Origin of the sequence: Nevskia ramosa DSM 11499 (genome assembly GCF_000420645.1) — a bacterium.
GTDB classification, from domain to species: Bacteria; Pseudomonadota; Gammaproteobacteria; order Nevskiales; family Nevskiaceae; genus Nevskia; species Nevskia ramosa.
The window spans coordinates 488,088-500,081 of the sequence record NZ_ATVI01000006.1 but is presented as its reverse complement, the minus strand read 5'-3'; the positions used below and the strand labels follow the sequence as shown (position 1 = coordinate 500,081).

The 11,994-nt window shown below is 66.9% G+C and carries 10 protein-coding genes; 6 read left to right on the top strand and 4 right to left on the bottom strand.

Annotation, left to right across the window (positions count from 1 at the left end; genetic code table 11):
* Nucleotides 1–39: 39 nt before the first annotated feature.
* On the bottom strand, nucleotides 40–864 hold the full coding sequence (locus G513_RS0109090; protein ID WP_022976523.1) for a CmcJ/NvfI family oxidoreductase: 825 nt from the start codon (nucleotides 862–864) through the stop codon (nucleotides 40–42).
* Nucleotides 865–1,044: 180 nt separating this feature from the next.
* On the opposite strand from G513_RS0109090, the gene G513_RS0109085 reads away from it, so the two are divergent.
* The 6 genes from G513_RS0109085 (at nucleotide 1,045) to G513_RS0109060 (ending at nucleotide 8,936) form a co-directional block, all read left to right on the top strand.
* Nucleotides 1,045–1,671, top strand: coding sequence for a putative 2OG-Fe(II) oxygenase (locus G513_RS0109085; protein ID WP_022976522.1), 627 nt, complete (start codon nucleotides 1,045–1,047; stop codon nucleotides 1,669–1,671).
* A gap of 19 nt (nucleotides 1,672–1,690) precedes the next feature.
* Nucleotides 1,691–2,125, top strand: a complete 435-nt coding sequence (locus G513_RS24860) for a copper chaperone PCu(A)C domain-containing protein (RefSeq protein ID WP_022976521.1) — start codon at nucleotides 1,691–1,693, stop codon at nucleotides 2,123–2,125.
* Between the two features lie 219 nt (nucleotides 2,126–2,344).
* Nucleotides 2,345–4,387, top strand: a complete 2,043-nt coding sequence (locus G513_RS0109075) for a hypothetical protein (protein WP_022976520.1) — start codon at nucleotides 2,345–2,347, stop codon at nucleotides 4,385–4,387.
* A gap of 148 nt (nucleotides 4,388–4,535) precedes the next feature.
* Nucleotides 4,536–7,091, top strand: coding sequence for a fused MFS/spermidine synthase (locus G513_RS0109070; RefSeq protein ID WP_245563094.1), 2,556 nt, complete (start codon nucleotides 4,536–4,538; stop codon nucleotides 7,089–7,091).
* 16 nt (nucleotides 7,092–7,107) lie between these two features.
* A complete protein-coding gene (locus G513_RS22230; RefSeq protein WP_022976518.1) occupies nucleotides 7,108–7,977 on the top strand; it encodes a peptidyl-prolyl cis-trans isomerase in 870 nt (289 codons plus the stop codon).
* Nucleotides 7,974–8,936: a HupE/UreJ family protein gene (locus G513_RS0109060; RefSeq protein ID WP_022976517.1), complete on the top strand. Its 963-nt coding sequence runs from the start codon at nucleotides 7,974–7,976 to the stop codon at nucleotides 8,934–8,936. The genes G513_RS22230 and G513_RS0109060 overlap by 4 nt, the downstream gene beginning before the upstream one ends.
* Nucleotides 8,937–8,939: 3 nt before the next feature.
* On the opposite strand, the gene G513_RS0109055 is transcribed toward G513_RS0109060, so the two are convergent.
* From G513_RS0109055 to rarD, 3 genes are all read right to left on the bottom strand, one after another.
* Nucleotides 8,940–10,193: a cytochrome c gene (locus G513_RS0109055; RefSeq protein WP_022976516.1), complete on the bottom strand. Its 1,254-nt coding sequence runs from the start codon at nucleotides 10,191–10,193 to the stop codon at nucleotides 8,940–8,942.
* Nucleotides 10,190–10,894 (bottom strand): c-type cytochrome, encoded by a 705-nt coding sequence (locus G513_RS0109050; protein ID WP_022976515.1) that lies wholly within the window; start codon nucleotides 10,892–10,894, stop codon nucleotides 10,190–10,192. The genes G513_RS0109055 and G513_RS0109050 overlap by 4 nt, the downstream gene beginning before the upstream one ends.
* 99 nt (nucleotides 10,895–10,993) lie before the next feature.
* Nucleotides 10,994–11,938 carry an EamA family transporter RarD gene (rarD, locus tag G513_RS0109045; RefSeq protein WP_022976514.1) on the bottom strand — a complete coding sequence of 315 codons (945 nt, stop codon included), beginning with the start codon at nucleotides 11,936–11,938 and terminating at the stop codon, nucleotides 10,994–10,996.
* Nucleotides 11,939–11,994: the final 56 nt, after the last annotated feature.

Here is an 11,994-nt window from a genome sequence, read left to right as displayed (position 1 = left end):
GTCAAAACTGGATTCCCGCCTGCGCGGGAATGACGTGAGCTAGAAGAACGCCATCACTCGAACTTCGATGCTTTCACGCGGCTTGGCATCAGGCGCGGTGTGCGGATGCTCGAAGGCGCTGTGGAACATGAAGCGGGCGCGGCCGTCGGTTTCGCTGTCGTAGGTTTTCAGCAGCAGCGCCTGGCTGGCGTCCATGCCGGGAAAGTAGTTCCAGCGATGCGCCGGATTGGCGCGCATCACGTGGATCTCGCCGGTGCGCTCGCGATACTTCAGATCCATCGTCAGCAGGTCTTCCGGCACTTGCGTGCTGGCATCGCACATCGCCAGCGGTAGTTCCTCGACCCGGGCGCGCAGCGGCTTCCAGACGTTGTAGAAGGCGACGCGGCGAGTCAGCAGCGTCTCGGCTTCTGCCGGCAGCAGATCGCGCAAGCGCTGCGGGCCGCTCTGCTCGGTGTAGTCGCTGTGCACCACCAGCACCGCCGGGCGCTGCACGGTGGTCTGTGCGCTGAGGTCCGCCGGCAGGCGCTTGCGGATGGTGTGATCGAACACTTCGACGCGCTGCGCGCCGGTGTGCGCTTTCACGTAGGCGATGATCTGCGCATAGAACGCCGACTTGATCGCGGCATCGTCCTCGAAGCTCGCGAAGCCGGGTGCGAAATCGTGCAGCTCGAAGCCTTCACGATCAACCGAGAACGCAGAGGCGCGCGGCCAGCCATCGTGGATCAGCACTTCGCGGGCTTCGGTGCCGGGCGGGTTCGGCTCGACCGCAGGGTCCGGCTCGTAGAAGTAGGTATCGAGGCGGCGACCGTTGTCGACGCTGTAATTCATCGTGGCGCGCACGGAAGCATGGGCGGCGGCGGTCATCGGACGAGACTCCTTCTTCAGGTGCAGCGAGTGCAGCGAACTTCAGTCGATTGAGGCGACATAGGGATTCTAAAGAGCACGGGCGGCAACCGGCAGTCGGCGCAGCCCCTGCCACGGAACTGTCATCAGCCGGGCTCAGGCTGCGCGTCCCGAGTCCTCGTGACGTTTTCGCCTCGTTCGATGAGCCAGATCTGCGGCCTGTTTGCCACGCCCCTGATGCGCGTCGAGCGTCTGCTGCCGGCCCCGCTGGTGCAGGCGCTGGTCGCAGGCCATGTGGACACCGCCGTGAAGCGCAACACGCAGGACGTTCGGCTGAGCCATACCGAAATCCTCACCGAACAGACCTCGCCGGAGCTGATCCAGCTGCGCAGCCTGCTGACACCGAAGCTGGCCGAGTTCGGCGAGCTGCTGTTCGGCGAAAAGCTGGCCTGGTCGATCAAGGAGCTGTGGCTGAACGTGCTCGAAGCCGGCGGCCATCAGGCGATGCACAACCACGCCAATTGCTTCGTGTCCGGCGTGCTGTATCTGACGCCGACCCATCCATCGGCGAGCACGGTGTTCGTCAAGGCGCTGGGCGGCAGCGGCTATGTGTTCGCCAACGCCCATCGCAACACGCGCCCCGGCCCGTTCAACTCGGACAAGTGGATGGCCCCGGAAGCCGCGCCCGGCGATCTGATCCTGTTCCCCAGTCATCTGCTGCACGAGGTGCCGGCCAACCAGGGCGGCCGACGCATCACCCTGGCTTTCAACGCGATTCCGGAGCGGCTGGATTCCTGGGGCTACGCCCTGCGCTTTGCCCGCGCCTGAGCTTTTTCGAGAACCCGAGATGCCCTCACGCTTGACCGCCGCCTGCCTGGCATTTGCAACGCTGCTGCCGTTCGCGGCCAGTGCCCACGACTACACCACCGGCAAGATGAAGGTGCTGCATCCCTGGACCGATCCGACGCCGGCCGGTACCGCGTCGGCGCCGCTGCGGCTGCGGATCGTCGAGATCCAGGCGGACGATCGCCTGCTGGCAGCGGAGACGCCGGTGGCTGCGCGTATCGAAGTGATTCCGGCTGCCGGGGACGCCGAACCCGGCATCGCCCTGATCAACGGCCAGGATCTGAAGCTGGGCGATGAAGATGCTCGGGGTGGGGCTCGCCTGCGCCTGCACGGCATCAACACGCAGCTGTTCTTCGGCCGCGAATACCCGCTGAATCTGCACTTCGCGAAAGCCGGAATGGTCGAGGCCGGGCTGATCATTTCCGACCCTGAGTGAACGAAATGTGAAGGGTGCGTACGGCCGCAAGTGAGTGATGCGTAAGACAAAAAACTGATTTCGCACATCGCTTGACGCTTCATCAAAGCTTCACCGAAGCGTCAACTGCGGCCTCTACGGTCTGGGTCTCGCGACAGCTGCCAGTGGGGCCGGCGACTGATCGCGAAAACGCTGCCCAAAAAATTCCTGGATTCCCAGATTCCTCATCGGAGATTCTCAATGCATCACTCGTTCAAGCCGAACGTCTTTCGCGTGGCTGTGACCGCCGCGTTCGGCGTTGCGGCCGCAGTGGCCGCCACCTCGGTCAGCGCCCAAACCCGTGACCAGGGTCGCTATGTCGTTGGCGATTTCCACAATCACACCACCTGCTCCGACGGCCAGATCTCGGTCCAGAAGCTGGTCAACAAGTCGGTCGATACCTACGGCCTCGACTGGTTCATCCTCGCCGGCCACGGCGGCGGCGGCACCCGCAACTGCACCCTGGCCGACGACGAAACCGTGTTCACCCCGTCCAGCAATCCGTTCGTGCCGGGTCAGGGTCCGGGCACGTCCTGGGCGGATTCGATCGGCATCGCTGCGGTGAAGGGCGATCGCGCGGCCGAGGGCTACATGTTCCGCTGGCAGTCCACCCAGCAGTTCGAATACCCGCTGCTGGAAGCGATGGCCGAAGCCAAGCGCAAGCCGATCTTCATCGGTCTGGAATCGGTGGTTGCCGGTCATGAGCACTCCGATACTGCCGTCATCACCGGTCAGCTGCCGGCCACCGGCCGCGGCAATGCCGATCCCGGCGCGCAGTGGGAATACTGCTTCGATCGCGCGGATACCGATCTCAGCCGTGGTGCCGACAACCAGTGGGATTGCACCGTGCCGGGCGGCGCCCGCAACGAATTCCTCGATGCCCGCGGCCGCAAGCTGACCGGCGCCCAGGACAGCGGCACCCTCGGCCACCTGAAGACGGTGGAAGGCGTGCGCTGGCTGCAGGCCAAGTACCCGACCAGCAGCTACTACATCCCGGCGCATCTCGAGCGTGCCGGCGTGTTCAATCCGAACGGCAGCAACGGCTTCAACATCGAGCACCTGCGCAACTTCAACAACGCCGGCCCGACCGTGGCGTTCGGCTTCGAAGGCGGCCCGGGCCATCAGGCCAGCAACAACCGCAGCTACGGCGCTGGCGCGACCGGCGGTGGCACCTACGGCGGCGCCGGCTACTACACCGGCAAGCTCGGCGGCGTCTGGGATGCCCTGCTCGGCGAAGGCCGCAACTGGTGGATCTTCAACAATTCGGACTACCACAGCCGCGGCTCGTTCGGCCCGGATGATGTCCGTTCGACCAGCGATCAGTACCCGGGCGAGTTCAACCGTTCGCACGTGCTGGCCAAGACCGGCGGCAAGCCGCTGACCCCGCAGGCGATCGTCGATGGCATGCGCAGCGGCAACTCGTACTACGTCAACGGCGATCTGATCGACCGTCTGGCGTTCGTCGCCTGCCGCAGCACCGGCGTCAGCGCTGACGACCAGCTGGCGGCAATTGCTGCGGTCACCCGCGCGGCCATTCGCAATGAAGGCTTCGAAACCTCGCGTTGTGCCCAGCAGGGTGAAAAGCTGGTGATCAACAAGGGCGAAGAAGTCACCATCGTCGCCGTGCTGCGTGATCCGGAAGGCACCAATCTGTCGCCGTACACGATCCCGAACCCGTCGCTGCTGCAGGTCGGCATCACCCAGCCGCTGAACCAGCCGGTGCTCGATCACGTCGATCTGATTTCCGGTCTGGTCACTGGCTACATCTCGCCGGACAGCCCGCTGTATGCCGGTGCTGCTCCGGGCGGCGTGGGCGGCGCGCAGGACAGCCCGAACGCGACCAACCCGTCGACGGCCATCCGTGCCACCTACAGCGCGGCCAACTGGACCGCACTGCCGGGCGGCTACAAGGTGATCAAGCAGCGCGTGCCGAACGTCAAGCAGTCGCAGTACATCCGCCTGCGCGGCAGCAACATCCCGGCCGCCGTGCCGAACGAGACCGATGCTGCGGGCAACCCGCTGGTCGACACGCTGGCCAACAACATCACGGTGTTCCCGGATGCCGTGGCCTGCGCTGATCCGACGGCCGCTGCCGCCAACGTCAACTGCCTGACCCATCTGCCGGTGCAGGGCGCCGGCCGTCGTCTGGACGTCGACGTCGAAGCGTTCACCGATCTGTGGTTCTACTCGAACCCGATCTATGTCGAAGTTCGCGGCGGCACTGTAGTGGCCGGCGTGAAGTAAGGCAGTAGCGTTTGTTGAACCCGGCTGCGGGCGTTTGCCCGCAGCCGGTTTTTGACGTTGCAGTGTCTTGATGGATTGCTCGTTGCCCTTGAATTCTCCCGCTGTTCCGCTGCCGTCGCCCGCGACGGCTTTGCCATTTCTGCAAGCCGTGCCACGCCCTGCCGGCGTGGCGCTGCTGATGCTCGTGTCCGGCTTCGCCGGGCTCGTTTACCAGATCGTCTGGACCCAGCAGCTTGGCGTCTGGCTCGGTCATGAAATCGTTTCGGTGCTGGCCGTGGTCGCCGCGTTCTTCGGTGGCCTGGCACTGGGTGCCTGGCGCTGTGGCGCCTGGATCGCGCGCAGCGCACGGCCCGGCCGCGGCTACGCGTTGCTCGAACTGACCATCGCGCTCTGGGCGCTGCTGCTGATCCCCTTGATGCCGATGCTCGGCGGCGCGCTGACCGTCGCCATCGGCCCCGAACCCGGCGCGCTGCGCCACTGGCTGGTCGCCTTCCTCGGCCCGCTGCTGATCCTGCTGCCGGCCACGGCAGCGATGGGCGCCACCCTGCCGGCGCTGGCACAGGTGTTTGGCCGGCTGCGTGCGCAGGGCTACGCGATCGGCGGCCTGTATGCAGCCAACACGCTGGGTGCGGTGTTCGGTGTGATCGCCAGCGCCTTTCTGCTGGCGCCGAAGCTCGGCTACAACGCCACGGCTGCGATCGCCGCTGCCTTGAATCTGCTCTGCGCTGTGTATGCCTGGCGCGCTTTCGGTGGACTTGAGTCAGCTGCCGAAGCGCCGGCCGCTGCGCGCAGCGCGGTACCGCTGCTGCGCCTGGCCGCGACCGGCTTGCTCGGCATCGGCTACGAGGTGCTGATCGTCAGAGTGATCAGCCAGATCGCCGAGAACACCGTCTACACCTACGCCGCAGCGCTGGCGATCTATCTGCTCGGCACCGCCCTGGGTGCGGCGCTATATCAGGCTGGGCAGCGCTGGCTCGGCGCGCATCGCGATGCCGCAAGCTTGCGCACGCGTCTGCTGGTGCTGACCGCGTTCGGCGTGCTGCTCGGCGGCCTGGCGATGACCCGGGGCGTGGCGGTCAAGCAGATCGTGGCCGGTGCGCTCGGCGGCGGTTTCGAAGCCGCACTGATCGCCGAAGCCACGCTTGCCGCGCTCGCCTTCCTGATCCCGACGCTGGCGATGGGTGCGCTGTTCAGCCACCTGAGCGTCGAGGCTCGCGACGCTGGCTGGCGGCTCGGCGATGCGCTGGCCGCGAATACGCTGGGCGCAACTTTCGCTGCGCCCTTGATTGCCGTCGCGCTGCTGCCGCTGCTCGGCGCCGGGCCGCTGATCGGCCTGCTGGCGCTGGCTTATCTGCTGCTGTTGCCGATCCGCCAAGCGCGCCGCGTGCCTGTGCTCGCCGCTGCGGCCGCCGGCATCGCCTGGCTGCTGGTCGCGCCCTCGCTGCGCTTCGTCACCGTGCCGGACGGCGGGCGGATTCTCAGCTATCGCGATGGCGTGATGGCCGCGGTTTCGGTGATCGAAGACGCCGGCGGCGAGCGGCGTCTGCACATCAACGATCGCGCTCGCGAAGGCTCCAGCCAGACGCGTTTCACCGATGCCCGCGAAGCCTGGGCGCCGCTGCTGCTGCATGGCGATCCGAAGCGCGCGCTGTTTCTCGGGCTTGGAACGGGCATCACGTCCAGCGCCGCAGCGGTTGACAAGAATCTGAGCGTCGACGCTGTCGAGCTGTTGCCGGAAGTGATCGAAGCCTCGCGGCTGTTCGTACCAAGCCCGGCGCCGCAACCGCACATCGTCGCCGCCGACGCACGCCGCTACGTGCGTGCCAGCGAGACGCTCTACGACGTCATCGTCGCCGACCTGTTCCACCCGGCGCGCAGCGGCTCGGGCGCGCTGTACACCGTCGAGCATTTCGATGCGGTGCGTGCGCGGCTCGCGCCCGGCGGCCTGTTCTGCCAGTGGCTGCCGCTGCATCAGCTCGATCTCGCCAGCTTGCAGGCGATCGTCGCGGCCTATCTGGCCGTCTATCCGGATGCCGTCGCGATGCTCGCCACCTACAGCCTCGATACGCCGGTGCTCGGGCTGGTCAGCGGCGCGCCGTTCGATCGCGCGCAGCTGGCTGCGCGTCTGAGCGCAGAGCAGCGTGGTGACGCCTTGGCCGGCTTGCAGTACGACGATGCTTTCGTTCTGCCCGGCAGCATCGTCGCCGACGCTGCGTCGCTGCGCGCTTTCAGTGCCGGCGTGATCGCCAATCGCGACGATCATCCCGTCGTCAGCTATCGCGCGCCGCAACTGACCTATGCGCCGGACAGCCGCCCGCGTGATCGACTGATGAGCGTGATCGATCAGTGGACGGCCAGCCCGGCCGCCGTCTTCGGCGCGCCACGAGCCGCGGCCGACACCGAATGGCAGAGCCGCATCGCCGCCTACTGGCAGGCCCGCAACGCTTTCCTCAAGGCCGGCATGAATGTGCAGCCAGTCGCCGATCCACAGGCGATGCTCGCGCAGGTTCACGAGCCGCTGCTCGCCGTGCTGCGCCGGAGCCCCGATTTCCGTCCGGCCTATGAGCCGCTGCTGCGGATCGCGATGGCGCTGGCCGAGCGCGCGCCTGACGACGCCCGCGCCGTGCTCACCGAACTGGCCGCGATCCAGCCCGATCGCCCCGAAGCCGCTGCCGCCTTGCGCCAGCTCGAATCCTTACCCTGATGCATCCCGAGAAACCATGAACGCCACCACCCCTTCCGCGCTCGATCGCCAGACCGATGTTTCTGCCAAAGGCCCGCGCCGCTGGCTGCGCGAACCGCTGCTGCACTTCTTCGTCTTCGGCGGCCTGCTGTTCGCGCTCGACAGCGCGCTGGTCTCGCGCCGCGACAGCGGCAACGTGATCCTGCTCAATGCCGGGGCCGATGCCGAGCTGCACCAGATCGTCCGCGATGAACTCGGCCGCGAGCCGACCGCTATCGAACTGGCCGCGATGCGCCGCCGCTGGTTCGACAACGAACTGCTCTATCGCGAAGGCCTGGCGCTGGGCCTGGATCGCGGCGATACCTCGATCCGCGAGCGGGTGATCTTCAAGGCGCTGAACGTGGTGCAGGCCAATCTGGTGTTGCCGAAGCCGGACGATGTCGAACTGCGCGCCTGGTTCGAAGCCAACCGCAGCCGCTACGACAATCCGCCGCGTATCGATTTCCTCGAAGCGGTGATCGCCGGCAAGCCGAGCCTGGCCGAGGCCGAAGCCTTCGCGACAGTGCTCAACAGCAAGGCGACGACGAAGCCCGACACCGATGTCGAAAGCGGCCTGCGCATCTATCGCGGCCGGCCGCTGTCGACCTTGACGCCGGCCTTCGGCGAAGCCTTCACCACGCAGCTTGCGACCCTGCCGCTGAACCGCTGGGTGGCGCTGAATGCTCAGGACGGCCCGCGCGCAGTGCTGGTCGAAAAGCGCGCCGATGGCCAGCCGGCCGAGTTCGAGCCGCTGCGCGACAAGGTGCTGCTCGACTGGCGCGATCAGCGCATGGCCGAGCTGCGCAGCGAAGCAGTCCACAAGCTCGGCGACAAGTACACGCTGAAGGTCGCCGGGGAAGCGTCGTGATTCGCAGCCTGATCCGGAGTCTGGGTGTTGCGCTGCTGGCGCTGCTGCCCTGGTTCAATGCTTCGGCGCACGAGATGTCGATCGCCGAACTGAATCTGCGCGAAGTGCTGCCCGGTGAATTCCTGTGGAACTGGGGTCAGGGCGGTATCGGCCGCCAGCCGCAGGACGAGCTGACGCCGCGCTGGCCGGACGGCTGCCGCACCGAAGGCGACAAGCTGGTCTGCGTCGGCGGCCTGAGTGGCGTGGTGGCGATCGACGGCGTCGGCGACAGCTACTCAGCCGCGATGCTGAGAGTGCTCTGGCTCGACGGCACGCCGCAGGTCTACACGATCACCGCGTCGCAGCAGAGCGCCCGCCTGTACGGCAGCGCCAAGGACAGCCGCGGCGGCGGCGAGATCGCTTCCGCGTACACCATCCTCGGCGTCGAACACATCCTCGGCGGCATCGACCATCTGCTGTTCGTGGTCTGCCTGCTGTTCCTGGTCGGCTTCCGGCGCAAGCTGATCTGGACGATCAGCGCCTTCACCGCCGCCCACAGCCTCACCCTGATCGCCAGCGCGCTCGGCTGGCTGACCCTGCGCGGCCCGCCGGTGGAAGCGGTGATTGCCGCGTCGATCGTGCTGATGGCGGTCGAAGCGCTGAAGCGTGAGGACACGCTGGCGCGACGCGCACCGGCGATCGTCGCCTTCGGTTTCGGCCTGGTGCACGGCCTCGGCTTTGCCGGCGCGCTGAAGGAAATCGGCCTGCCGCAGGATCATCTGCTGCTGGCGCTGCTGACCTTCAACGTCGGCGTCGAGATCGGTCAGCTGCTGACCGTGGCCGTGGTGTTCGTCGCGACGCGTGCCGTGTCGCGGCTGCCGATGATCGCAGCCCGTGTGCCGGTGCCGGCGCTCTACGCGATCGGCAGCATCGCCGCGTTCTGGACCTGGCAGCGGCTGGCGGCGGTGCTGGTCGGCTGAGGCCTAGCGCCGCTCGACCTCGACCACCGACACTGCCGGCGCATCGTTGCCCCATTCGCTGCGCACGTAGGTCAGCACGGCGGCGACGTCCGGACGGCTCAGGGACTGGCTGAACGGTGGCATGCCGTAGGGGAACGGATTGCCGGCCGTCGATGGCGGGAAGCCACCGTTGAGGGTCAAGTTCAGCGCGTTGGTTGCCGACACCGCATTGACGTTGGCGTTACCGGCCAGCGCGGGATAGACGTTGGCGCGGCCTTCGCCGGCATCGCCATGGCAATCGGCGCAATGCTCGGCGTAGACGATCTTGCCGCGCGCCCGCAGGCTCTGGCGCTGCTCGGGCGAGACCTGCGCTACGCGCGCCGCTGGCGGTGAATCGGCTGGCGGCAGTGCGCGCAGGGTCGCGACGATCGCGGCGAGGTCGGCATCGTTCAGGTGCTGCAGGCTGTGGAACACCACTTCGCTCATCGGCCCGGCAACCGCCTTGTGGGTGTTGATGCCGGTCTTCAGCAACTGGCCGAGTTCGTTGGCTTCGCTGTCGGTCATCGGTTTCGATGGCACCAGGGAAAGCGCATCCCAGCCGAGGCTGGCGATCTCGCCGCCCATGTAGCTCATCTTGTTGCGCAAGCCGCCGAGCGCGCCGCGCGAGGTATGGCAAGCGGCGCAATGGCCCAGACCTTCGACCAGATAGCGGCCGCGATCCATCGCCGCGATGTCAGCCGTGGTCGCCGGCTTGAAGTAAAGCGCGCGCCAGGCGCGGGTCGCCAGCTGAGTGCCGTACGGGAAGCGCAGCGTGTCCGGCGTCTGCGCGCGTTTGACCGGCGGCAAGGTCTGCAGCCAGGCAAACATCGCGTCGGAATCTTCCCGCTTGAGGTTCGTGTAGCTGGTGTACGGGAAGGTCGGCGACAGCCAGCGATCGTCCTTGGAACGGCCGTGGCGCATCGCCCGGTAGAAATCCTGATTGGTCCAGCGGCCGAGGCCGGTTTCGTCGTCCGAAGTCAGGTTGCTGCTGTAGACGTCGCCGAACGGCGTCGGCACTGCCCGTCCTCCCGCAAACGGGGCGCCGCCCTGCGCCGTGTGGCAGGCCACGCAGTTGCCGATCTGGACCAGGTATTCGCCGGCCTTGATCTGCGGGAGCGTCGGCGATTCCAGCGTTGCCGGCGCCAGCGGTTCTAGATCGAGATCCGGCTTGTTCAGCCAGATCGAGAATGCGAATGCGGCCGCGACGGCGCTGCCGAGAACGATCACCCGGCCCTTCATGGCAGCACTCCGCAATCCATCGGCATGGTGTTCGGCAGGCTGTCCAGGGGTTTGGCGTCAACGGCATACGGCTGGCTGGCCAGCCAGGCGCTGACGGCGGTGATCTCTTCGGGCTTCAGTGCGCGGGCGATCTTGCCCATGCAGTCCGGCTCGCGGGCATGGCGCACGCCGTTCTTCCAGGCGCCGACCTGGGCATCGAGATAGCGCGCCGGCAAGCCGCGCAGGCCGGGGATCATCGGCACCACGCCGGTCAGCTGTTCGCCGTGGCAGGCCTGGCAGGGCGGGATCTTGCGTTCCAGATCGCCGAGCACGGTCAGCCGTTCGCCGAGGGCCAGCTGCTCCGGCGTGGCGCCGGTCATTGGCGGTTGGGCGGCGTGCGGGCGTGCCGCGTAATACAGCGCGATCTCGCCGAGATAGGCATCGGACAGATTGGCCAGCAGGCCGGCCATGATCGTGTGCTGGCGGCGGCCTTCGCGGAAGCTCAGCAGCTGGTTGTACAGATAGCCGGCCGGCTTGCCGGCGATCGACGGGTAATAGTCCTCGCCCACCGTGCGGCCTTCATCGCCATGGCAGGCGGCGCAGGCGGCCAGACGCTCGCCCATCACCTCGGCAGGTTCCGCCGCGCTTGCCGGCAAGGCCAGCAGATTCAGCAGCAGAGCGGGAACAGCGAGCCATCGGATAGTGCGATTGCGGCGGCGCATCGGATTCGTTCGGACTTGGTTCAGGAGGCGGCGACATGGTGCAGCATCAGGCGCTGCATCGGTATCGACAGTTGCCGCGTCGAAAGGCAGGGCAGATGGCTACTTGATGGTCGCCGCTTCGGGCGGCACCGCAGTGCCTAGCGGCCGACGCCGCGAGCGCAGCAGGCCATCGCCGCCGTAGATCACCAGCGCCATCCAGATCATCGCGAAGCCGATCGCCCGGGTGGCGGTGAACGGCTCGTGGTACAGGAAGATGCCGAGCAGCAGCTGCATTGTCGGGCCGATGTACTGGATCAGGCCGACCGTGGAGTACGGGATGATCCTCGCGCCGAACGCGAACAGCGCCAGCGGAATCGCGGTGACGAAACCGCCGGCGAACAGCATCAGGTCGATCACCAGCGTGCTGTGGCTGAACGCGCCCTGGCCGCTGTACTCGAGCCAGCCGAGGTAGATCGCCGCGAACGGCGCGATCAGCAGGGTTTCCGCACCGAGCCCGGCAATCGCATCGACCTTGACCAGCTTGCGGATCAGGCCATAGAGCCCGAACGAGATCGCCAGGCTCAGCGCGATCCACGGCAGCTTGCCGGTCTGGATGGTCAGCCAGGCGACACCCAAGCCGGCGAAGGCCACCGCTGTCCATTGCGCCTTGTTCAGGCGCTCGCGCAGGATCACCACGCCGAGCAGCACGTTGACCAGCGGATTGATGAAGTAGCCGAGGCTGGTTTCCAGCACATGGCCCGAATTCACGCCCCAGACGTAGACGATCCAGTTGACGCTGATCAGCAGTGCGGTGAAGAACAGCCGCAGCCGCGTCGGACCATCGGCAAGCGCCGTCCGGACATTGCCGAGCTGGCCACGCCAGGCCAGCCAGGTCATCACGAACAGGCAGCACCAGAGCAGGCGGTGCGACATGATCTTCAGCGCCGGCACTTCGTGCATCGGCTTCAGGTACAGCGGCAGCAGTCCCCAGATCAGGAAAGCGCCGACGACGGCGAGGATGCCGCGATTGAACGATGCCGGCGCAGCGGCAGCGGGGGTAGTCATGGTTCCTGGACAGCTGCGGGCGGAGAGGCGCGCGATGATACGCCTGCCCGCCCGCC